This is a genomic window from Photorhabdus asymbiotica, assembly GCF_003634575.1.
Taxonomy (GTDB): domain Bacteria; phylum Pseudomonadota; class Gammaproteobacteria; order Enterobacterales; family Enterobacteriaceae; genus Photorhabdus; species Photorhabdus asymbiotica.
This window is the reverse complement of sequence record NZ_RBLJ01000001.1, coordinates 1,180,003-1,202,559: the sequence shown is the minus strand read 5'-3', so window position 1 is coordinate 1,202,559 and position 22,557 is coordinate 1,180,003. Positions and strand designations below refer to the sequence as shown.

The following is a 22,557-nucleotide window of genomic DNA, read 5'->3' as shown; positions in this document are numbered from 1 at the left end:
TAAAATGTCACAACAACAACAGGGTGCAGAACAGGCTCCCGATTTAAATAATGAATTGCAAACCCGCCGTGAAAAACTCGCGGCTTTACGTGAAAATGGCATTGCTTTCCCAAATGATTTCCATCGTGAAAACATGTCAGAAGAATTGCACGCAAAATATGACGATAAGACTCAGGAAGAGCTGGAAGCACTGAATATTGAAGTGACAGTTGGTGGTCGTATGATGACTCGTCGCATCATGGGTAAGGCTTCTTTTGTCACGCTACAGGATGCGGGCGGTCGTATTCAGCTATACGTTGCCCGTGATGATTTACCGGAAGGTATTTATAACGAACAGTTTAAAAAATGGGACTTGGGAGACATTCTAGGTGCTCGTGGCAAGTTGTTTAAAACTAAAACCGGTGAGCTTTCCATTCATTGTACTGAGCTGCGCCTGCTGACTAAGGCTCTGCGTCCATTGCCAGATAAATTTCATGGTTTGGCAGATCAGGAAACCCGTTACCGCCAGCGCTATCTGGATTTGATCGCTAATGAAGAATCGCGCAAGACTTTCCAGATTCGTTCTCAGGTCTTGTCCGTGATGCGTAACTTTATAATCAGCAAAGGCTTTATGGAAGTGGAAACACCGATGATGCAGGTGATTCCTGGTGGTGCGGCGGCACGTCCGTTTGTCACTCATCACAATGCGTTGGATATTGATATGTATCTGCGTATTGCGCCGGAGCTTTACCTGAAACGTTTGGTGGTTGGTGGTTTTGAGCGTGTGTTTGAAATTAACCGTAACTTCCGTAACGAAGGTGTATCTCCACGACATAACCCTGAGTTCACGATGTTAGAACTCTATATGGCTTATGCTGATTACAAAGATCTGATTGTACTGATCGAAGAGTTATTCCGTACCCTGGCTCAGAATGTTTTGGGGGATACACGGGTTAAATATGGTGAGCAGGAATTCGATTTCGGTAAACCATTTGCCCAAATGAGCATGAAAGAAGCTATCTGTAAATATCGTCCTGAAACTAACATGGCTGATTTGGATGATATGGATAAAGCGGTGGCTATCGCTGAATCTCTTGGTATTGACGTGGAAAAAGGTTGGGGCCTTGGCCGCGTTCAGTGTGAGATTTTCGAAGAAACGGCTGAAAGCCGCTTGATTCAACCAACATTTATCACTGAATATCCGGCAGAAGTTTCTCCGCTGGCGCGTCGTAATAATGACAATCCGTTTATCACTGATCGTTTTGAATTCTTTATTGGTGGACGTGAAATTGGTAACGGTTTCTCAGAATTGAATGATGCGGAAGATCAGGCAGAACGCTTTGCTGAGCAGGTTCGTCAGAAAGATGAAGGTGATGACGAAGCGATGTTCTACGATGAAGATTATATAACGGCTTTGGAACATGGCATGCCACCAACCGCAGGTTTGGGTATTGGTATTGACCGCATGGTAATGCTGTTTACTAACAGCCATACCATTCGTGACGTTATTTTATTCCCGGCAATGCGTCCACAGAAATAATAACCTGAATTAAGTTTCAAATGACAACTCCCGAGGGAATAGCGCCACGGGAGTTGTCATTTTCAATTGATTGAAATACAAGCAACTTAAATAAATAGTGGCTTGCTGGCGCTAATTAAATCGCTATAATAATTTATGTTATCCCCTGCGAGCGTAGTTCAATGGCAGAACGAGAGCTTCCCAAGCTCTATACGAGGGTTCGATTCCCTTCGCTCGCTCCAGTTTTGCCTCTTCCTAAAGTTAATGGCTAAGATATTATCTAATATGAAAATAATCCCATTATTAAATCAACCTCGAATCAGCTAGATGTGATGTATTTTGAATGTGGATACATCACCATAGAAAGCATTCTATACCTTATGGATTTCAAGAGGCATCGCGATGGCAAGGGGGCGAATCCTCGGGAGCATATACCCAATAGATTTCAAGATGCATCGCGACGGCAAGGGAGCGAATCCCCGGGAGCATAGATAACTATGTGACTGGGGTGAGTGAGTGCAGCCAACAAAGAGGCAACTTGAAAGATAACAGGTATAGATAACTCGGTGACCGGGGTGAGTGTAGCCAACAAAGAGGTGACTTGAAAGATAACGGGTATATGGTGAATAAATAATCATATAGAGGCTGTTTACCATGAAAGAAAAACATTGGTCGAAAACCCAACTTTTACATGAAGCTGTAACTAATCAAAATATCATCATCAAAGGCACACATAGCTACTATAGTGATTGTTGGAGTGGTAGTTTTGAAGAATCTGTCGTGCGTTATTTATACGGTGATAAGATCAGCCTTCAGTGGGAGTCTAAGTGGCCAATTGATAAATTGTATATTGGCGATTATGTTTGCATAGGTGCTGAAACTATCATTCTTATGGGTGGAAACAATACGCACAGAGCAGATTGGTTCTGTTTATATCCATTTATGGAATATATTGAAGAGGCATATGTAGGCAAAGGTAATACGCATATTCATGATGGTGTGTGGCTTGGTATTCGTTCAATGGTTATGCCAGGTGTCACTATCGGAGAAGGTGCTATCGTCGCGGCTAATAGCGTCGTAACTAAAGATGTTGAGCCATATAGTATTGTGGCTGGATCGCCTGCGAAATTCGTTAAATATCGATTTGAGCCGCAGATCATAAATGAACTGTTAGCGTTAAAAATATATGATTGGTCAGAAGAGAAATTTAATGCTTTAAAACCCTATCTCTGTGCTTCAGATATTAAGGCGTTGAAATCCGCTGAAAAATTATATTCAGATAAGTAGTTAATTTAGCTGGATTCAATAAATATAATTTTAACAATATCGCGTTACTGAATTATTTAACCGAAGTCTATTAATTATTAACCGAAATACCGTTTCGGCATTCAAGCTGCAAACGGTATTTCTCCGAAAGGAGTCTATCAACAATAATGAAAATTATTGTGATGAGCCGGAGTAAGCTTGAACAAATAGCCGATTGACTTATTCCGATACCTTATCGGCATAAAAGTTCGTGCAAAAGTGCACGAAACTTTACATAGAAGCGGTATATTATTTGTATAAGATTGAAGTCATATTTTTTTGTCTGGTATTGGGTTTTCTATATTGAAATAGTATTTGAACAGTTAATACCTGGGCTATTTATTAAGTGTGATAGCCCGCTGAATTATTTGTTCCGAAGTCTTTCCAGGTATTTACTATTTTGTTAAAGAACAATAAATGAGTGAAAGTTTTTTTATTTCTTCATCGGCTGTTGTCTATTGAAATCTATAATTTCCAACATCCGTCATATTTTGATTTTAATTTCTTTTTTTTCTGATTTATTACCATCCAAAATTTGATTTAGCACATACAATAACCATATAAATTATGATACTAATTAGTTAATATCTTGTTGGTATTTTTCATCAAAAAGGATGGATCTATGTACAAGCCTGAAGAACTATTATTAGATTTTCGAATAACATCGTATTGTAATCTTGGTTGTGATCTATGTTTTAGAAATCCGGGGATTTCAGATAATACAACTACTGAAATTTTACCCGTGATAGATAAAATGTACCAGATAGGATTCAGAAAAATAGGATTTACCGGTGGAGAGCCAACCAGCAGAAAAGATTATATTGAATTGATAAAATACGCGAAAAGAAAAGGTTTTCTCACTTATCTCTCTACTGTTGGTCATCGTTTTTCCATGGATCATGCGCAACTAAATGATATTCTTGATTGGGTTGGTATCCCTATTGATGGTATAGATAAAGACGTTAACATCGATATTCGCAGTGAGAAAATGAGTAACCAGCATCATGTTGTTAAAAATATATTAAAGTGGCTTTCTGGTGTTAATAATAAAATAAACATCAAACTTACCACGGTTGTTTCCAATGCAAATATCAATAAGCTCCATGATATCGTTTCTTGGGTGAGCAGATTGCCTTATAGCGTACAATCTTGGCGATTTTATCAGTTCTGTCCATTAGGTGTAGGAAAAGAAAAACGTGAAAAATTGGAAATAGATAAATATGTATTTCTTGATGAAATGAGAACCCTGAAAGAAGATTTCCCTGATGTTCCTATTAGTTGGGCTACTTTTGAAGAAAGGGATAAAGCAAATGTCGTTATGGAGCCTAATTTTGATATAATTATTCCAGATGGGGAGAACTATACGCTATTGTGTAATATGAAAAATGATGATAAGGAAAAAATTCTTTCGTCAATCTTTGGTAATCCAATAATAGTAAAAAAATGTCAGGATAATAGATTCTGGATAGAACAACAGAGAGTATTAAAATGAACAATAAATCGTTGCATTATCTTTATTCAGATCCGTGGAAATTACCGTCACAGGAATATGTTCCTGTTCGGAAGCCTAAATATATTTGCTTAACAGGAAATTCTGGGGTTGGGAAGAGTACTCTTTTAAAATCAATAGGTTCTGCATTATATAACTTGGATAACTACACAATAGCAATTGATGAAAAAGCTATTCATCATCCTTTTCTCCAGTCACTATTTTCTGATACTCGTCGCTATGGCTATCTCATTCAGATAAACTTTATGATCCAACGGGCATTATTAATAAAGGCTTGGATTGATGCGGGATATAATCTTGTAATGGAAAGATCACATTTAGAGGATTATATATTTATAGAGTTTATGTATGAAAAAGGCTACATATCGAATGATGATCATGACGCATATTTGGTTATTTGGGATGAAATAAAAAATCATCTTCCTGAGCCGGATGTAATCGTATTTATGGACTTTCCTGTTGAGTTTTCTCTTGATAATCTGGCAAGAGATGAAATATTAGGAATTAGACCTAGGGAATTTCCAGATGAAGAAACCAAAAAAATCTGGATTTCTGGCTGGTTTAAGCAATATAATGAATTTTTCGCAAAATTAACAGAAAAAGAGAGGGAGAAAGTTATCGTTTTTGAGCCATCGCTCACTTGCACCGAGATAACTGATACGGTTATTAACAAGTTGTTTTATATACCCAATAAATTTCGAGTTGCAGCGCAGCGGCAAGTGAACGAATCCCCAGGAGCATAGATAACTATGTGACTGGGGTGAGTGAAAGCAGCCAACAAAGCAGCAACTTGAAGGATGACGGGTATAAATAGGAGAGAGTCATGCGTCAACGCATTATTGTATGCCCATTAATTGAATATGATAACAAATACTTGTTGTGCAAAATGCCTTCTAACAAAGGTGTATTTCCAGGGCAATGGGCCCTCCCCGGAGGAGGAGTTGAAGCGGGAGAAACTATTGAACAGGCTCTTTTACGTGAAATCCGAGAAGAGTTAGGTTCAGAGTTGGAATTAGATCATATAGAGCCTTGGACATTTAGGGATGACATTAGAGTAAAAACTTATGAGGATGGCTCAACAGAAGAAATTTATATGATTTACCTTATTTTTAATTGCTATGCTAAAAACACCAAAATAATCATTAATGATGAATTTGAAAGTTATGCTTGGGTGATGAAGGAGGATTTATATAAATATGATTTAAATGAAGCAACAAAAATAACATTAAAGCAAAGAAATCTGATTTAAAATTAATTCTTAAGTCTATTCTAAAAAGAGAGCCAGCATTGCTGGCTTGGAATGTTAATAACATTTTAATATTCAGTAAATAAATTATTCCTGTACCACGCTGGTGAGGCGGGCAGTAAATTCATTGGTTGGGAACTCTACTTATATATAATTTTTATAATATGAAAATAGATTCATTAGATATTAGATATTCTATTGGCACTTTTAGTCAATATTTCTTGATAATCAGGCGTCTGTTTTTCCACATTGGACAATATAGCTTGATGTGTGGCATCGGTTATTTCTTTTCCTGCGAATTCTGGAATCCCGCTATTGAACGGAGGTTTTGGGTTATATTGCAGCGCCAATTGAGCTATTTGTGCATGTTCTTCACCTTTAATTTCAGCGAGCAATGTCAAACCAAAATCAATACCCGCAGTCACTCCGCCCCCTGTGACCCGATTTCTATCAATAACGACTCTTTTATTAATCGGCATCGCGCCGAACTTGCCAAGATCGTCCATCATCGACCAATGAGTCGCTGCTTTATATCCTTTCAGCAAGCCAGCGGCTCCTAGCAGGATAGCTCCTGTACACACGCTGGTTACCCAGGACGCTTTACTGCCCACTTTATGTATCCAATCAAGCATGTCTAATTCGGTGAGTAAAGCATAAGGATTTCCTGTACCGGGAATACATAAAATATCGACTTTATCTAACTGCTCAAACGTTATACTCGGTGAGAATGAGATATGTTCCAGCTCAGTGCGTACCGGAAGTAAATCGCGCCAAACATATTCAATATTTAACCATTCTCCTACCGCAAGAACCGTCGCGGGGCCAATCATATCAAGTGGTGTCATGCCCGGAAAAATGACAAAAGCGAGGGTGGGTTTTCCTTCAGACGATGCTTTCATTGCCACAGGTAATGTTGAGGGGCGTTCCTTGGCAAAAGCGTTCTGATTGGCAAAAGTGCCTATCGATGAAATTGCCAGTGCGGATTTAATAATAAAATTTCTTCTATCAATAGATATATTTTTCATAGCGAAATTGTCCTTAATCGAGATTGAAAAGCGAACCGAAATACATTTCCCATTATCTTTAATCGAATCGCTGAATATTTGTATTCCCGGTAGTGAATTCATGGGGTAACTGTAACCGTTAGTTAATTGGCGTATATGCCAATATTGCGATGATTTACGCCAAGTGTCATAATCGCCTTATGGACATCAAAACTCTCTATCTGCTGATCTTCCCTAACGTAAATCTGTTGGATCTTTCAGGACCATTGCAGGTCTTTACGACAGCTAATGAGCTGGCGGAGAAGGCTGGTTACAGGCAGCCATATGCCATAAAAGTTGTGGCTTGCGATCCCGGGCAAGTCATGACGCAGGCCGGAATAACGGTGCAGGCAGAACCTCTACCTGAGCTGGATTCTCCCGCTGATACTCTGCTTGTTGCAGGGGGAATTGGTGTTGAGTCAGCGGCGAACTATCCGCCATTACGTAATTGGCTAAAGGGCCATGCATCGCTGGCCCGGCGTATTGTGTCTATATGTAGTGGGGCATTTGTTCTGGCTGCCTGTGGATTGCTTGATGGCCGCAGAGTTGTCACGCACTGGAACAGTTGTGCTGAACTGGCCCAGCGTTACAGTAAATTGCGGGTGGAATGTGATCCCATCTTTATTCAGGATGGCCCGGTGTGGACTTCTGCCGGAGTTACCGCTGGCATCGATCTGGCTCTGGCGCTGCTGGAGGAAGATCTCGGTCATAAGATGGCACTGGATGTTGCACGGGAGCTTGTTATGTTTCTCAAACGTCCAGGTGGGCAAGAACAATTTAGTGTTCCATTGGCATTACAAAGTAGCACGAGTAAATTTGCCGATTTGCACGCCTGGATGACTAACAATTTAGCCGGGGACCTTTCAGTGACAGCCTTGGCCGCCCGTGCCAATATGAGTGAGCGCAGTTTCGTGCGTCATTACGGTCAACATGTGGGAGTTACGCCAGCCAAAGCAGTGGAGCGATTCCGCCTAGAAGCGGTGCGTCATCTTTTAGTTGACTCCACGCTATCGCTCAAGTGCATAGCATTCCGTTGTGGTTTCGGTAGTGAAGACACTTTACGCCGTAGTTTCTTCAGGGCGTTTGGTAGTACGCCACAGGACTACCGTAAGCGCTTCAAGACGACGCTTTAAATTACTTTTTCGTCAACGTTTGTCCTGTGTTTCCGTATTCCCGGTCCTTTCCTGTTTTAATCGTCTCCACAACGTAGTGCGGCTGACCCCCAGATATTCCGCTGTTGCACGGTGATTGCCAGCAAATCGTTTCAAGGTTTCATGAACTGAAAGTGATGCAACATGTGAAGATTGCTTAGCCAGGGAAGGGAGGGACTTCGTGCTTTTTTCTGCCAGCCTGGATGTAAGCTGGCGCTCCGGTGAAAGGGCTAATATCAATGCTGGAGTCAATGTATGCTTAGGGTGGGCACTGAGGTATAACGTGAGCCGTTCCATCAGATTACGCAGTTCCCGGACATTACCGGGCCAATGATAGGTTTGTAATGCTTCCTGACAGGCAGAAAGTTCTTGTACTCTTGATTGTGATATTGGCAAATTTAATGCAGCAAATGCTCGCCGCAGATATTCTAGCGCCAATAGACTAATATCATTACCCCTTTCCCTGAGAGCCGGAATGTTGATTCGTAATACACTCAGGCGGTAGAACAGGTCTGTTCGAAAACGCCCTTCTTGGACCCAGGTATCCAAATCGCAATGGGTGGCACAAATGATCCGAACATCAACGGCAATTGGACGATGCCCTCCTACTCTGACAACAGATTTTTCTTCCAACACTCTCAATAGCCGTGTCTGAAGAGGTAGTGGCATTTCACCAATTTCATCCAGAAATAGCGTGCCTCTATGGGCGACTTCAAAAAGACCGGCGCGCCCTCCACGCCGGGAGCCAGTGAAAGCGCCTTCTTCATAACCAAACAGTTCAGCTTCCAGTAGGGATTCAGCAATAGCGCCGCAATTAACGGCAACAAACGGACGCTGATATTTACCAGTAACTTGACCGTATCGCAGGGCATATTCATGGTGAATAGCTTGTGCGACAAGTTCCTTCCCTGTGCCGCTTTCTCCCTGTATCAGCACTGTGGCAGGCGAACGGGCATATAGCATGATGGTGTTGCGTATATGTTCCATCGCTGCTGAATTCCCTTGGATATCATTGAGAGTATGGCGGATATGTAAGGTATTCTCTGTTGGATAGACAGCCATTGCAGCCCGGTCAAGCTTAGTCATTCTGGCGATATCCAGTGCATCATGGAATGCCTGGCGAATAGAATCCGCAGAATAGACAAAGACACCCACAAGTTCAGCCTCATAGGCGAGATCGGTAATCAGCCCGGCACCAACAATCACTTTAATGCCGATGGCTTTTAATGCATTGACTTGGGCACGAGCATCTTCTTCCGTGACGTAGCTGCGCTGTTCAATGCGTAGGTTGAACCGTTGCTGAAATTCTTCCAGTGCAGGCAAGGTATTTTGGTAGGTGATAACGCCAATGCGGGAGCTGATTTGTCGTGCACGAGCTAATGCCTGCATAAAATCAAACCCGCTGGCTTTAGCAATGATAACAGGTACTGACAAACGGCTTTTCAGATAGGCTCCATTGGAGCCGGCACAGAGCACCGCATCACAACGTTCGGTTGTTAAGCGTTTACGGATGTGCTGAACCGCATTTTCAAAACCAAGTTGAATGGGTGTGATATCTGCCTGATGATCGAACTCCGGTGTGATGTCTCGGAATAGATCAAAAAGACGGGAAACCGATACGGTCCAAATGACCGGTTTGTCACTGTTATCGCGTTCTGCTGATTGTGTTTCTGCCATCCTGTTCTCCCCTAAGTGTGCGCTGTTTTTATTTTTCCCTACCACAATAATTTAATGTTTCGAGTTTGTTTCTTTAATGTTTCATGAAACAACAATTGATTCATTATGAAACAAATACGTTTTTGTATCAACGATGCTTCCCTACAGGAAAGTAAACAGCTTAAATGCTATTTTTTAATTTAAAAACAATGTATTATATCAAGTGTTATCTTTATTTTTAAGTTTATTCATCACCTTTCACTCTATTGGCACGTACATTGCTTTGTAACAAATGAATTTCATTTTAATAACAATAGGGTTGTGTATGGCGCTTTTCTCTGCTGGTTTGGCATTTCGTCGGGCTATAGAAGCTGAATCCCCATTACAGGTTGTCGGCACCATTAATGCGAATCATGCGTTGTTGGCAAAACGGGCGGGGTATAAAGCCATCTATCTTTCTGGTGGCGGTGTATCGGCGGGATCATTGGGTATGCCTGATCTGGGAATTTCAACGCTGGATGATGTGCTGACAGATATTCGTCGTATTACAGACGTTTGTGATTTGCCATTGCTGGTGGATGCTGATATCGGTTTTGGCTCTTCTGCCTTTAATGTGGCCCGCACAGTGCGTTCAATGATTAAAGCTGGCGCTGCGGGATTACATATTGAGGATCAGGTCGGCGCCAAGCGCTGCGGTCATCGCCCGAATAAAGAGATTGTGTCTAAAGGGGAAATGGTTGATCGCATCAAGGCCGCAGTCGATGCCCGCACTGATGAGAATTTCATCATCATGGCCCGTACTGATGCTTTAGCTGTTGAAGGATTAGAAGCGGCGCTTGACAGAGCCAAAGCCTATATTGAAGCAGGGGCAGATATGCTGTTTCCTGAGGCGATCACTGAATTACACATGTATAAAACATTTGCGTCAACAACCAGGGTTCCAGTGCTGGCTAACATTACCGAATTTGGGGCGACCCCACTTTTCACGACTGAAGAGTTGAAAAGTGTGGATGTATCCATCGCGCTTTACCCGCTTTCTGCCTTCCGGGCAATGAATAAGGCTGCCGAACAGGTTTACACCACTCTACGGCGCGAAGGAACCCAGAAGAACGTGATCAGCATGATGCAGACGCGTAACGAGTTATACGAAAGCATCAACTACTATGATTTTGAACAAAAGCTGGATGCACTTTTCTCCCAGAAAAAATCTCAATGACAAACAGAGTTCCATCTAATTTCATCACTTTATATGGCATAAAACGGTAGAGGTGATACCCATGAGCGAACAGAATACGATGACTGAAGCAACCACATTCAAGCCTAAAAAATCGGTTGCCCTTTCAGGAATCAGTGCAGGTAACACAGCACTTTGTACAGTTGGAAAAACCGGTAACGATTTGCACTACCGTGGTTACGATATTTTTGATCTTGCAACCCAATGTGAATTTGAGGAAGTCGCGTACCTGTTGATCCATGAAAAACTGCCTTCTCGCGCTGAACTGATTGCCTATAAAACGAAATTAAAAGCACTGCGAGGCTTGCCGGGTAGCGTCAAGGCTGCACTGGAAACATTGCCCGCAGCCGCTCATCCTATGGATGTTATGCGTACTGGAGCTTCTGTTCTTGGCTGCACATTACCGGAGAAAGACGATCATAATCTTGCGGGTGCGCGTGATATCGCTGACAGATTGCTGGCCTCTTTCGGTTCCATGTTGCTCTACTGGTATCACTATAGCCATAACGGGCGCCGCATCGAGGTAGAAACCGATGATGAGTCAATAGGTGGGCATTTTCTTCACCTTCTGCATGGTGAAAAACCCAGTGAATCATGGGAAAAAACTATGCATACATCCCTGATCCTTTATGCAGAACATGAATTTAATGCTTCAACATTTACCAGTCGGGTTATCGCAGGAACGGGCACAGATATTTACTCCGCTATCATCGGGGCGATTGGCGCATTACGAGGACCAAAACATGGTGGAGCAAATGAAGTCTCTTTTGAAATTCAGCAGCGTTATGAAAATCCTGACGAAGCAGAGAGAGATATCTTGGCACGTCTGGAAAGGAAAGAGGTCATTATCGGCTTTGGCCATCCGGTTTACACCATCTCAGATCCTCGTCACCAAGTGATTAAAGATTTAGCTTTGAAACTTTCCAGACAGGCTGGAACAACCAAAATGTTTGATATTGCGGATCGACTGGAATCTGTGATGTGGGCTAATAAAAAAATGTTCCCGAATCTTGATTGGTTCTCTGCGGTTTCCTATCACATGATGGGGGTGCCAACCGCAATGTTTACGCCGTTATTTGTGATGGCTCGTACCGCGGGATGGGCTGCTCACATCATTGAACAGCGGATTGATAACAAAATTATCCGCCCTTCGGCCAACTATACTGGACCAGAAAATCAGGTATTTATGTCAATTGATGAACGTGGATAACATTATTATTTCTGGTGTAGGGTTTCCTGTATTAATGTTTTTTTAACAAGGAATTATTATGTCTACCTCTGTTGCAAATAACCGTCCTGCCTACGATCAGGTGATTGTGGATATTGTGGATTATGTTATGGAATATACCGTCACATCATCCATCGCCCATGAAACAGCTTATTACTGCTTTCTGGATACGCTAGGCTGCGGGCTAGAAGCCTTAGAATATTCGGCCTGTAAGAAACTGCTGGGGCCGATTGTGCCAGGTACGGTTGTGCCCAATGGTGTACGGGTACCGGGAACCCAGTTCCAGCTTGATCCCGTACAGGCGGCATTTAACATTGGTACGATGATTCGGTGGTTGGATTTCAATGACACATGGCTTGCGGCGGAATGGGGACATCCATCCGACAATCTCGGTGGCATATTGGCAGTGGCTGATTGGATATCGAGAAATGCCGTCGCGGGTGGGAAAAAGCCTCTTACGATCAAAGATGTTTTGATCGGTATGATCAAAGCACATGAGATTCAGGGATGCCTTGCATTGGAGAATGCGTTCAACAAAGTTGGGCTGGATCACGTTGTTCTGGTAAAAGTGGCCTCGGCAGCCGTTGTTGCTGAAATGCTGGGGTTGAATCGAGAAGAGATTCTGAATGTCGTGTCGCTCGCTTGGGTTGATGGGCAAGCGTTGAGAACGTACCGTCATGCTCCTAATACGGGTTCGCGTAAATCTTGGGCTGCGGGTGATGCGACATCGCGTGCGGTTCGCTTAGCTCTGATGGTACAAAAGGGTGAAATGGGCTATCCCTCGGTGTTAACTGCAAAAACTTGGGGATTTTATGATGTCCTGTTCAATGGTCAGCCTTTTAAATTCCAGCGTCCATATGGTTCTTATGTGATGGAAAATGTGCTGTTTAAGATCGCTTTCCCGGCAGAATTTCATGCACAAACTGCGGTGGAAGCGGCAATGAGTCTGCATCAGCAATTGAAAGACATCGGTAAGACCATTGATGACATTGCAAAAATCACTATTCGTACCCATGAGGCGTGTATTCGGATTATCGATAAACAAGGTCCATTAAATAATCCCGCTGACAGAGACCACTGTATTCAATATATGGTTGCAGTGCCTTTGATTTTGGGTCGTCTCACTGCTGCGGATTACGAAGATAGCGTCGCGGCAGATCCCCGTATTGATGCACTGCGGGAAAAAATAGTGTGTGTTGAAGATCCTGATTTTACCCGTGATTATCACGATCCAGAAAAACGCGCTATTGCCAATGCATTAACGGTTACGTTAGCAGATGGCAGCCAACTTGATGAAGTTAAGGTTGAATTCCCTATTGGACATGCTCGTCGTCGTAAAGAAGGTATGCCATTATTGCTGGAAAAATTCAAAACCAATCTGGCACGTCAATTCCCTGAATCCCAGCAGAGGAAAATTCTGTCTATTTCCCTTGATCGTTCATTGCTGGAAAACATGCCGGTAAATGAATACCTTGATTTATACGTTATATGATCTGAAATGCTATCAGCGGCTGCTCTCCCAGAGTGCTGCCCCTATCATTTACGCAGCACCAGGAGAGACTATGTCATTCAAAACTTTTTATCAGCAATCCATTAATGAGCCAGACTCTTTTTGGGCTGAACAGGCTCAACGTATTTTCTGGCAACACCCTTTTGAGCAGGTTTTAGATCATAGTAATCCTCCTTTTGCCCGTTGGTTTTGCGGAGGAAAAACCAACTTGTGTTACAACGCGCTAGATCGTTGGTTGGAAAGCCAGCCTGATGCTAAAGCGCTCATCACGATCTCAACCGAAACGAATAGTGAGAAAGTATTCACGTTCAAGGAATTACATCAGGAAGTGAATAGAACCGCCGCTATGATGCTCTCTTTGGGCGTGAAAAAAGGTGACAGAGTTTTGGTTTATATGCCGATGATGGCTGAAGCGCTGTTTGTTTTGCTTGCCTGTGCTCGTATCGGGGCTATTCACTCGGTTGTCTTCGGTGGTTTTGCTTCCCATAGTCTTGCCACACGGTTGGATAATGCCGAGCCGGTGCTGGTGGTATCTGCTGATGGGGGATCGCGCGGTGGAAAAATCATTCCTTACAAACCGTTGTTAGATGAAGCTATCGAACTGGCGAACTACCAACCTCGCCATGTGCTGATGGTTAATCGTGGACTGGCTGAAATGGCTTGGTTGCCTGAAAGAGATATCGATTTTGCGACATTGCGACAGCAATACCTTGATGCTGATGTTCCTGTGACTTGGCTTGAATCCAATGAGACTTCCTGTGTGCTCTATACCTCTGGCACGACGGGCACCCCAAAGGGAGTACAACGTGATGTTGGAGGCTATGCTGTCGCATTAGCAACATCCATGGATGTTATTTTTGGAGGTAAAGCTGGAGAGGTGTTTTTCTGTACGTCAGATATTGGCTGGGTTGTAGGGCATTCTTATATTGCTTATGCCCCTTTGATCGCGGGAATGGCGACGATCATGTATGAAGGGCTGCCGATACAGCCGGATGCAGGCATTTGGTGGAAGATCGTGGAAAAGTATCAGGTAACACGGATGTTTTCGGCACCTACGGCTATTCGTGTATTGAAAAAATATCCGGTTGAATATATTGAACAATACGATATTTCATCACTTAAGTCGTTATATTTGGCGGGAGAACCGCTTGATGAGCATACTGCGCGTTGGATAGCTGAGGCTATCAACGTCCCTGTTATTGATAATTACTGGCAGACTGAGACAGGTTGGCCGATTATGGCGATTGCCCGCAGCTTGGATGACAGACCGAGCCGATTTGGTAGTACGGGTTTTCCGATGTATGGTTTTCATGTCAAGCTCATTAATGAACTCACCGGCGAAGAGTGTGGTGATAACGAAAAAGGGATGCTGGTTGTTGAGGGGCCTTTGCCACCCGGTTGTATCCAAACTATCTATGGTGATGATCCGCGTTTTATCAATACTTATTGGCGACACTTCGATCATTCTGTTTATTCCACGTTCGATTGGGGTATCCGTGATAGTGACGGCTATTATTTTATTTTGGGACGTTCGGATGATGTGATTAACGTTGCGGGACACCGCTTGGGAACGAGAGAGATAGAAGAGTGCCTTGCCAGTCATGAAGATGTTGCTGAAGTGGCTGTTGTTGGTATCAAGGATGCCGTCAAAGGGCAAGTTGCGGTGGCTTTTGTCGTCCTCAAGGATGGAAGGGAAATCCAGAATGCTGAGCATTTTGCCTCTTTGGAAACGGTTTTGATGGGTTTGGTAAATAAACAAATTGGCAGTGTGGGCCGTCCGGCACGGATCTATTTTGTCTCTCAGCTTCCCAAAACCCGTTCAGGAAAAATGTTGCGTCGAACCATGCAGGCAATATGTGAAGGGCGTGAGCCGGGTGATCTTTCCCTGATTGAAAATCCTGCTTCATTAGAGGTTATTCGAGAGGCTATTTTCCGCTAACAGATCTTGACATTCTTACTCTAATCAAGGGAAAGGTTTATAGATTCAATGGCTTGCATTATTGTTTTATCGGTAATTTGAAAATTTCATCCTAAAATTCATCTTGTCAATATATGGCCGTGAACATTCAATATCGTGTCTACGACCATGAGGTAACATCGAAGCTCAGCATATTAAGAAGTTGCTATGCTTGACTCGGTTGGGTGAAATGTTTATTGCACCAGGTAGAGTGGATGTTTTGTTGGATAGGAATCGTATTCAGCTGACGGTACCATCTTAATAGATGATTTATTATCCCTGATTATCTTTAATCCATTTACTGGCCATTTAGCGGAATCAAGAAGAAATGCGGCTGGTTGTCCAGTTGTACCAATAACGGGAGCACCGATTTTTAATGAAGCGCCATATGGAATGACATGGAAAATCTCAGGCGTGACTTCAACGAAATTCTTAGTTAAGAACTGAATTGTCCGAATTGACTCAGCTTGAAAACGCGTTCCAGATATAACAAATGTTAAAGGTAAACCGGCTGCTTTGATTCCGTAACCTTCGTAGATGTTTGCTACCTGACTGGGAAGCATATTTTTACAGCTCATTCCAGCACTGACGTCGATACCAATATGTGCCAAATTTGTAGGCGACATACGAGGGAAATTACGTGCAGTTGCATTGATAACATCGATTGGCAGTATACTGCACTGTCCGGTACTTGAGACAACTGAGTGCTTATCCGGTCTTGATACAATACCGGGACCTTCTACAGTGGAGGTACTTAATTGGACATCGTTGTAAATTTTCGTAGAGAAGTCTGGCGGATAAAAGCTTAAAGATAGTCTGGAGCCATCATTGTGAGCCACTATCCATGCATTGAGTGCATCTGAGAACTGCATGTCGACGCTTACCCAATAGTTTTGACGGTATTCGGTATGATTTTCTTCCGTTTTTGTGACGAATCCATTAGGAGTGAGTTCTTCAACTTCACTTTGAAAGGTTGGATTGGGAGATCTTAAGACATATTGCCCCCCGCCGCCGTAAATTTTATCTAGAGAATTTGCTCCGGTCGTATCGGTGTACATAAGGTAAAACATGCCATTGAGATAGGACACGGAGGGTTGTCCTGCTCCATAAGGATTGCCATCTAGTTTCTTGTTAGCGGGTAAGATTATCGGATTACCATTATTTGCACGTGTCCAGTTAATTCCGTCAGTACTGGTTGCGAGGCCAATTTTTGTTATACCTCCGGTTTCAGTGCGAATACTGTTCCATCCACCATAATACATATAATATGTGCCGTTAACTCGTATGACCGAGGGATCGCAGGTATGGACTTTATCAAATGCGTCTACCGCCTTATTAGGAGAAAAAACAATCTGGTAGGCATCTTTACCCCCACGGGCACGGAAAGGGCCATCAAGAGATGAAGATTCGGCATAGAAAATATGGTCACCGGGATGAGTGGGATCGGAACCACACCACCACATCCGATATACCCCGTCCAACATCACGGAAGGCGCATAGTTGTATACTCCACCCTTTACTACTGGACCGATAGAAGTTCGAATATCTGATGTTTTTAAAGGTATCTCTGTTTGTGCGAATGATGGGGTTGCCAATAATAATTCGCAAAGAAGAAACGGGATCAATAAAATATTTCGGTAAATCACACTCAAATGGTGGAGTAAGAATCGGTAAGAATGCAGAGCATAAACTAAAGCATCATTTAACGCAGATTCGCAATGATTTTTCCAAGCCGACATTTTGAATGTATGGTTGCTTATGTTTAATTGTTTAGTAATGATGCCCCAAATTTTGGGAACTGTTTTGGTACATAAAGTCACAATTTTCTCCAGAGTTTTAAGTTTAAGTAATGGAGCAAGTAAAGTTCTTATTAAAACTTCCCTCAAATATGCCCCTAAAAAAAGATGTAATTAGTGCTGGTTCATTGAAACAGCTCTTTTGCTGATTTTCTGGTGTGTCTTAAATGGGCATCTTTTTATCAATGTTGTTATAACAAAACGCTGTTTTTCTGCACTAATGCAGTACAATAATCTGTTTTCATTAGTGTTCATAAAGGTAAATTTTTTTTGTTTTTTCCCTTCTAGTGAAAAACTATCAGAATTAAATAATTAAGTGTCAAAAATTAATCAGATATTATTCGTGTGTGGTGAATATCTGTTCATGTCAAAAAATGTTACCTAAATCACAAAATAATATCAATGAGTTTATTTTTAAGACTATTCTTAATTAATCGGAAATTCCGTCTGGAAGACTGACCTCCTTATTCCGATTTATCATGTGTTGTATTTCAGCTATAGAGACCTTAAGTGTGCATTTTTTCTGATGTTTACAATCGAAAAAAGTTGCATGACTTAAGGTTTTTCTAATGAGTGTTTTTTGTAAAAGGATAAAAAAATGTGGCTGTAATATGAAGCTCTATGGGTTATATGGTAAAAGTCAATATGGAAACAGTATTGTGTAGATATACTTAGTCAAATCTACCTTATTGCATGTGACGTTAATCTCTGTGATTTTGTTCGGTGTTCATTTGGAATTCACGTAGATTGTGGGTATTGTTGTCATTTATTTAGAAATTATGCGGCCAATGGTTTCCTAAATAGTAAAGGGCGAGCAATTAGTTTCACGTTAGGTACCGTTGGCTTTTATCGTTACGTTTATCTTGTTAAGAATGCGGTTATTATGACAAGCTGGATTTTCGATATTTTTAGTCGAGTTAATGAACATAATCCATCTCGCTAACCTGAGAAAAACATCAAATTTTGTCGTCAAAGCGACATTCTTGTATAAAGTGTTTTAACATTTGGTCGTTAAATACGTACAATCCCGGCCCTGAATGTGTTCTCTACAAGAATAGGCTTAGTGTGTCACTGATCCAATTTTACACATCGCGGGGCCGCCAGCCAGCTTGGCTCGGTATATTCGCGATACTGATGTTGTTTATTGCGCCAGTGATTTCTCGGTCACTGGAACATGCGCGCATTGGTGAGGCTCATTCATCGAAAGTGGTCGATTGCCATATGGTGATATCATCTAACGATGATATGCCCAGGAATATGTCTCATTCTGAGGTTTCTTCCGCATCACACGTTTCTTCCGGTACTAACCATCATGATGGCATGCAGATGGGTATGCATGCTGGTGGTGGTATGTCGATGTTGGAAGATATTGCCTGTGGATACTGCGTTTTTTTGATCCATGTACCCATGCTGGATTTGGCGAATACACCGCTATTTTGGTCAACCTCGCTGACTGCACGACCACCACCGATTCAAACCGTAGCTTCCTTTCTGCCGCATTTCATCTTTTCTGATTCGTTACCTCGCGCTCCGCCTGGACAGCTCTGATCCCATTGATTTAAACATAACGAAATGCTTTGTCCTGCTAATTGTAAAGTCAGGAAAAGTCTGTTTATGCCAAAACTGTTTGGTTTGGTTCTGTGACGTATTCCACTTTTGAGGGAGATATCTTTCAAGAGGTGGATTCGCATTAAGGAAAAATGATGTTTGAAAGAAATTATTCTCATAAAAAAAATAGGTTATCTCGTTGTATTAGTTCGGCAATGCCGCTTTTTCTGTTAGCTGCTTTCAATGGCTATGCGGCTGAAACTACATCAGATTCACATGAGCATCAGAATGGCCCCAAAATTAATGATGGCGATGTAATCACTGTAACAGCTCCTTTGCGTTCTCCTTTGGCAATTGTCACTTCGCCAAAAACTCCCCGTCAGCCCGTTCCAGCAAGTGATGGCTCTGATTATTTAAAAACCATACCCGGGTTTTCACAAATCCGTAATGGTGGAACTAATGGTGACCCGGTATTTCGGGGAATGTTTGGTTCAAGGCTTAAGATCTTAACTGATGGTTCAGAAATGTTGGGCGCTTGTCCGGGCAGAATGGATGCACCTTCATCTTATATTTCACCGGAAAGTTATGATTTGCTGACGGTGATTAAAGGGCCTCAATCCGTGCTGTGGGGGCCGGGTGCTTCAGCAGGTACTATAAGGTTTGAACGTGAACATCCCCGATTCGATGAGCCGGGGGTAAAGGTCAATGCCAGTGGACTGACGGGTTCAAATAGTCGTTGGGATGGCAATGTTGATGCCAGTATCGGCAGTGAATTGGGATATTTACGTTTAATGGGGAATAAATCCCGTTCAGATGATTATAAAGATGGCAGTGGGTATCGTGTTCCGTCTCGTTGGGATAAATGGAATAGTGATCTGGCATTAGGGTGGACGCCAGATAAAGATACCTTGCTAGAATTGACCGCAGGAAAAGGTGATGGGGAGGCACGCTATGCTGGACGTGGCATGGATGGCTCACAATTCAAACGTGAAAGTCTCGGCCTGCGTTTTGAGAAATCTAACATTAGTGAAGTTCTTGATAAAGTTGAAGCTCAGGTTTATTACAACTACACCAACCATATTATGGACAATATCACCCTGCGTTCTCCGAACATGGGCATGTCTTCTTCGACCTGTAAGCATATGTGTGGTATGCACATGAATATGAACCACGGTATGTCGATGCAACTGGATCGCCGTGTCGTGGGAGGGAGAGCGATGGGGACCTGGCTATGGCAAGACTTCAAACTGGAAGGTGGTGCAGATACGCAAACCAATACCCATCGTAATAAAGCTGGCGGTGCATGGCAAAAGGATGCCCAATTCCGTAATTATGGTTTGTTTAGTGAATTGACCTGGTATGCCACAGAACAGAGTGAGTTGATAACCGGTGCTCGTCTTGATCGCACTTTGGTAAAAAGATTTGCTGGAAATAGTGAGAAAGAACGCAATGATACCTTGCCAAGTGGTTTTATGCGCTTAGAGCATACTCTTGCGGATGTACCACTAATGTTTTATGCCGGTGTTGGCTATACCGAGCGTTTTCCTGATTATTGGGAACTCTTTTCGCCTAAATATGGTCCGGCTGGCAGTGCCAGCGCTTTTGATGGGGTGAAAAGCGAGAAAACTACCCAACTTGATATCGGTGCTCAATATACCAGTGAACGTTTTAATAGCTGGGTATCCGCTTACGTAGGGCGTGTAAATGATTTCATTTTATTTAGATATAGCCCGCACAATGCCCGCATTAGTCAGGCTGATAATGTCAATGCCAATATTATGGGGGGAGAGATGGGCTTTGGTTATCAACTGACAGAGCATTGGAAAACGGATGCCAGCCTGGCTTATTCCTGGGGGGAAAACACCACGGATAATAAGCCGATGCCTCAGATTCCACCTCTGGAAGCCCGTTTTGGATTGACTTATGAACGTGGCGATTGGAGTAGTACCGGTTTGTGGCGTTTGGTGAGCAGTCAACATCGGATTGCTGTAAATCAAGGAAACGTGGTTGGTAAAGATTTTGAAAGCAGCCCAGGTTTTGGTGTACTTTCTGCGAACGTTGCTTATAAGGTTAATAAAAATGTCAAAGTTAGCGCTGGCATCGACAATATTTTAGATAAAGAATACAGCGAACATCTTAACCTTGCCGGTAATAGCACCTTTGGTTATTCAGCGAATACTTCAGTGAATGAACCGGGTAGGACGGTGTGGGCTAAAATGAATGTCACATTTTAATTAGAAAGTGGCGTCCAGTGATTGGACGCCACTATTTATCCGATGCGCCGTAAAACCCCGTCCTTTTGCGACAGCCTCATCAAAACGGGGTGTGTATATGGTTATTCTGAATTATTTCGATGCATCCAAAGCTTGGGCAAGATCGGCAATAATATCATCAATATGTTCAATGCCGATTGATAGACGGATCATATCATGTGATACGCCGGCTTTAATTAACTCCTCATCATTTAATTGGCTGTGAGTTGTTGACGCTGGGTGGCAAGCGAGTGATTTAGCATCACCAATATTAACCAGGCGCACAATCAGCTTTAACGCGTCAATAAATTTTGCACCGGATTCTTTTCCACCTTTAATACCAAAGGAAAGGAGCGCCGATGGTTTCCCATTGACATACTGTTGTGCCAGTTCATGTTCTGGATGGTTTGGCAGTCCTGCATATTTTACCCAGCTAACTTGAGGGTGATCTTGCAGATAATGAGCAACTTTCAGTGCATTTTCAGTATGACGCTCCATTCTTAACGCCAGTGTTTCCAATCCTTGTAAAATAAGGAAGGCATTAAAAGGAGACAATGCTGCTCCCATATTACGTAACGGTACGACACGACAATGTCCGATAAATGCAGCTTTGCCGAATTGCTCGGTATAGGTGACGTTATGGTAGGACGGGTCTGGAGTAGTTAATATCGCAAAGCGTTGCTGATGCTTTTTCCAGGGGAAATTGCCAGAATCCACAATAATGCCACCAATAGAGTTACCATGCCCTCCCATATACTTGGTTAGAGAGTGAATAACAATGTCAGCGCCATGCTCGAAGGGGCGGCAAAGTACAGGGGTGGCGACAGTATTGTCAACAATTAAGGGAACGCCATGACGATGAGCCACTTCTGCAAATTTTTTCAGATCAACAATGTTACCCGCTGGATTACCGATAGATTCACAAAATACCGCTTTAGTACGATCATCAATCAGTGATTCTAATGCGGCAATATCGTTGTGTTCAGCAAATCGGGTCTCAATACCGAATCGAGGTAATGTGTGAGCCAGCAGGTTATGAGTACCGCCATATAACTTAGCGACGGATACAATGTTATCTCCGATGCTAGCAATGGATTGAATTGCGCAGGTAACGGCAGCCATACCCGATGCAACGGCTAATGCGGCTATCCCGCCTTCAAGTAGAGCAACCCGTTTTTCTAGTACGTCATTGGTTGGGTTCATAATACGGGAATAGATGTTTCCCTCGACCTTTAAATCAAACAGATCGGCGCCGTGTTGAGTATCGTCAAACGCATAAGATGTCGTTTGATAGATAGGAACGGCAACAGCTTTAGTTGTTGGGTCAGGAGAATATCCGCCGTGGATAGCAAGAGTTTCTGGTTTCATTTTTGATCTCTTCTTTATATCGGTAAGATGACATGTATTTTGGGTGAATAGTTGTAGTGGTTTTTATTAGAACCATAGTCCCATTTATGATTTCTCATAAGGAGCTTAATTTATACCCTTCATCTTTCAAGCTGCTGCTTTGTTGGCTGCTTTCACTCACCCCAGTCACAGAGTTATCTATGCTCCCGGGGATTCGCTCCCTTGCCGTCGCGATGCATCTTGAAATCTATTGGGTATAATCATTTATTAATTAAA

General features: G+C 42.7%; 16 protein-coding genes and 1 tRNA gene. 13 read left to right on the top strand and 4 right to left on the bottom strand.

The window, feature by feature from the left end:
• Positions 1–4 precede the first annotated feature (4 nt).
• From lysS to nudI, 6 genes are all read left to right on the top strand, one after another.
• Positions 5–1,519, top strand: a complete 1,515-nt coding sequence (gene lysS, locus BDD30_RS05310) for a lysine--tRNA ligase (RefSeq protein ID WP_015833372.1) — start codon at positions 5–7, stop codon at positions 1,517–1,519.
• A 147-nt stretch (positions 1,520–1,666) separates the two neighbouring features.
• Positions 1,667–1,740 (top strand) — tRNA-Gly (locus BDD30_RS05305).
• A 412-nt stretch (positions 1,741–2,152) separates the two neighbouring features.
• Positions 2,153–2,785, top strand: coding sequence for a CatB-related O-acetyltransferase (locus tag BDD30_RS05300; protein WP_015833373.1), 633 nt, complete (start codon positions 2,153–2,155; stop codon positions 2,783–2,785).
• 640 nt (positions 2,786–3,425) lie between these two features.
• On the top strand, positions 3,426–4,295 hold the full coding sequence (locus BDD30_RS05295; RefSeq protein ID WP_015833374.1) for a radical SAM protein: 870 nt from the start codon (positions 3,426–3,428) through the stop codon (positions 4,293–4,295).
• The gene (locus BDD30_RS05290) at positions 4,292–5,056 is read left to right on the top strand and encodes a deoxynucleoside kinase (protein WP_015833375.1); all 765 of its coding nucleotides are present in this window, start codon (positions 4,292–4,294) and stop codon (positions 5,054–5,056) included. Before BDD30_RS05295 ends, BDD30_RS05290 begins: the two co-directional genes overlap by 4 nt.
• Before the next feature lie 80 nt (positions 5,057–5,136).
• A complete protein-coding gene (nudI, locus tag BDD30_RS05285) occupies positions 5,137–5,562 on the top strand; it encodes a nucleoside triphosphatase NudI (protein WP_015833376.1) in 426 nt (141 codons plus the stop codon).
• Between the two features lie 176 nt (positions 5,563–5,738).
• Here the strand turns inward: nudI and BDD30_RS05280 are convergent, their stop codons facing one another.
• Positions 5,739–6,584, bottom strand: a complete 846-nt coding sequence (locus tag BDD30_RS05280; protein WP_015833377.1) for a DJ-1/PfpI family protein — start codon at positions 6,582–6,584, stop codon at positions 5,739–5,741.
• A gap of 179 nt (positions 6,585–6,763) precedes the next feature.
• On the opposite strand from BDD30_RS05280, the gene BDD30_RS05275 reads away from it, so the two are divergent.
• Complete coding sequence (locus BDD30_RS05275) at positions 6,764–7,735, top strand: GlxA family transcriptional regulator (RefSeq protein WP_015833378.1); 972 nt, start codon at positions 6,764–6,766, stop codon at positions 7,733–7,735.
• A gap of 12 nt (positions 7,736–7,747) precedes the next feature.
• Here BDD30_RS05275 and prpR read toward each other — a convergent pair whose 3' ends face one another.
• Positions 7,748–9,430 carry a propionate catabolism operon regulatory protein PrpR gene (gene prpR, locus BDD30_RS05270; RefSeq protein WP_015833379.1) on the bottom strand — a complete coding sequence of 561 codons (1,683 nt, stop codon included), beginning with the start codon at positions 9,428–9,430 and terminating at the stop codon, positions 7,748–7,750.
• Between the two features lie 304 nt (positions 9,431–9,734).
• On the opposite strand from prpR, the gene prpB reads away from it, so the two are divergent.
• The 4 genes from prpB to BDD30_RS05250 all read left to right on the top strand — a co-directional run bounded on the left by prpB (position 9,735) and on the right by BDD30_RS05250 (position 15,320).
• The gene (gene prpB, locus BDD30_RS05265) at positions 9,735–10,625 is read left to right on the top strand and encodes a methylisocitrate lyase (protein ID WP_015833380.1); all 891 of its coding nucleotides are present in this window, start codon (positions 9,735–9,737) and stop codon (positions 10,623–10,625) included.
• A gap of 61 nt (positions 10,626–10,686) precedes the next feature.
• Positions 10,687–11,853: a bifunctional 2-methylcitrate synthase/citrate synthase gene (gene prpC, locus BDD30_RS05260; protein ID WP_015833381.1), complete on the top strand. Its 1,167-nt coding sequence runs from the start codon at positions 10,687–10,689 to the stop codon at positions 11,851–11,853.
• Between the two features lie 58 nt (positions 11,854–11,911).
• Positions 11,912–13,363 carry a bifunctional 2-methylcitrate dehydratase/aconitate hydratase gene (locus BDD30_RS05255; protein WP_015833382.1) on the top strand — a complete coding sequence of 484 codons (1,452 nt, stop codon included), beginning with the start codon at positions 11,912–11,914 and terminating at the stop codon, positions 13,361–13,363.
• Between the two features lie 70 nt (positions 13,364–13,433).
• Positions 13,434–15,320 carry a propionate--CoA ligase gene (locus tag BDD30_RS05250; protein WP_015833383.1) on the top strand — a complete coding sequence of 629 codons (1,887 nt, stop codon included), beginning with the start codon at positions 13,434–13,436 and terminating at the stop codon, positions 15,318–15,320.
• Positions 15,321–15,532: 212 nt separating this feature from the next.
• On the opposite strand, the gene BDD30_RS05245 is transcribed toward BDD30_RS05250, so the two are convergent.
• Entirely contained in the window at positions 15,533–17,224 is a 1,692-nt protein-coding gene (locus tag BDD30_RS05245) for a glycoside hydrolase family protein (RefSeq protein WP_147408120.1), read from the bottom strand.
• A gap of 975 nt (positions 17,225–18,199) precedes the next feature.
• On the opposite strand from BDD30_RS05245, the gene BDD30_RS05240 reads away from it, so the two are divergent.
• Together BDD30_RS05240 and BDD30_RS05235 are read left to right on the top strand one after the other, a co-directional pair.
• Positions 18,200–18,682, top strand: a complete 483-nt coding sequence (locus BDD30_RS05240; RefSeq protein ID WP_015833386.1) for a DUF2946 domain-containing protein — start codon at positions 18,200–18,202, stop codon at positions 18,680–18,682.
• Between the two features lie 152 nt (positions 18,683–18,834).
• Positions 18,835–20,916, top strand: a complete 2,082-nt coding sequence (locus BDD30_RS05235; protein WP_197535153.1) for a TonB-dependent copper receptor — start codon at positions 18,835–18,837, stop codon at positions 20,914–20,916.
• Between the two features lie 111 nt (positions 20,917–21,027).
• On the opposite strand, the gene BDD30_RS05230 is transcribed toward BDD30_RS05235, so the two are convergent.
• Positions 21,028–22,302, bottom strand: a complete 1,275-nt coding sequence (locus BDD30_RS05230) for a bifunctional O-acetylhomoserine aminocarboxypropyltransferase/cysteine synthase (protein ID WP_015833388.1) — start codon at positions 22,300–22,302, stop codon at positions 21,028–21,030.
• Positions 22,303–22,557: the final 255 nt, after the last annotated feature.

Excerpts from the sequence above, each read along its gene's own strand:
- prpC (WP_015833381.1), top strand. The coding sequence starts at position 10,687 with ATGAGCGAACAGAATACGATGACTGAAGCAACCACATTCAAGCCTAAA.
- lysS (WP_015833372.1), top strand. The coding sequence starts at position 5 with ATGTCACAACAACAACAGGGTGCAGAACAGGCTCCCGATTTAAATAAT.
- BDD30_RS05250 (WP_015833383.1), top strand. The coding sequence starts at position 13,434 with ATGTCATTCAAAACTTTTTATCAGCAATCCATTAATGAGCCAGACTCT.
- BDD30_RS05230 (WP_015833388.1), bottom strand. The coding sequence starts at position 22,302 with ATGAAACCAGAAACTCTTGCTATCCACGGCGGATATTCTCCTGACCCA.
- BDD30_RS05255 (WP_015833382.1), top strand. The coding sequence starts at position 11,912 with ATGTCTACCTCTGTTGCAAATAACCGTCCTGCCTACGATCAGGTGATT.
- prpB (WP_015833380.1), top strand. The coding sequence starts at position 9,735 with ATGGCGCTTTTCTCTGCTGGTTTGGCATTTCGTCGGGCTATAGAAGCT.
- BDD30_RS05300 (WP_015833373.1), top strand. The coding sequence starts at position 2,153 with ATGAAAGAAAAACATTGGTCGAAAACCCAACTTTTACATGAAGCTGTA.
- BDD30_RS05290 (WP_015833375.1), top strand. The coding sequence starts at position 4,292 with ATGAACAATAAATCGTTGCATTATCTTTATTCAGATCCGTGGAAATTA.
- BDD30_RS05280 (WP_015833377.1), bottom strand. The coding sequence starts at position 6,584 with ATGAAAAATATATCTATTGATAGAAGAAATTTTATTATTAAATCCGCA.
- BDD30_RS05295 (WP_015833374.1), top strand. The coding sequence starts at position 3,426 with ATGTACAAGCCTGAAGAACTATTATTAGATTTTCGAATAACATCGTAT.
- BDD30_RS05235 (WP_197535153.1), top strand. The coding sequence starts at position 18,835 with ATGATGTTTGAAAGAAATTATTCTCATAAAAAAAATAGGTTATCTCGT.
- nudI (WP_015833376.1), top strand. The coding sequence starts at position 5,137 with ATGCGTCAACGCATTATTGTATGCCCATTAATTGAATATGATAACAAA.
- BDD30_RS05275 (WP_015833378.1), top strand. The coding sequence starts at position 6,764 with ATGGACATCAAAACTCTCTATCTGCTGATCTTCCCTAACGTAAATCTG.
- prpR (WP_015833379.1), bottom strand. The coding sequence starts at position 9,430 with ATGGCAGAAACACAATCAGCAGAACGCGATAACAGTGACAAACCGGTC.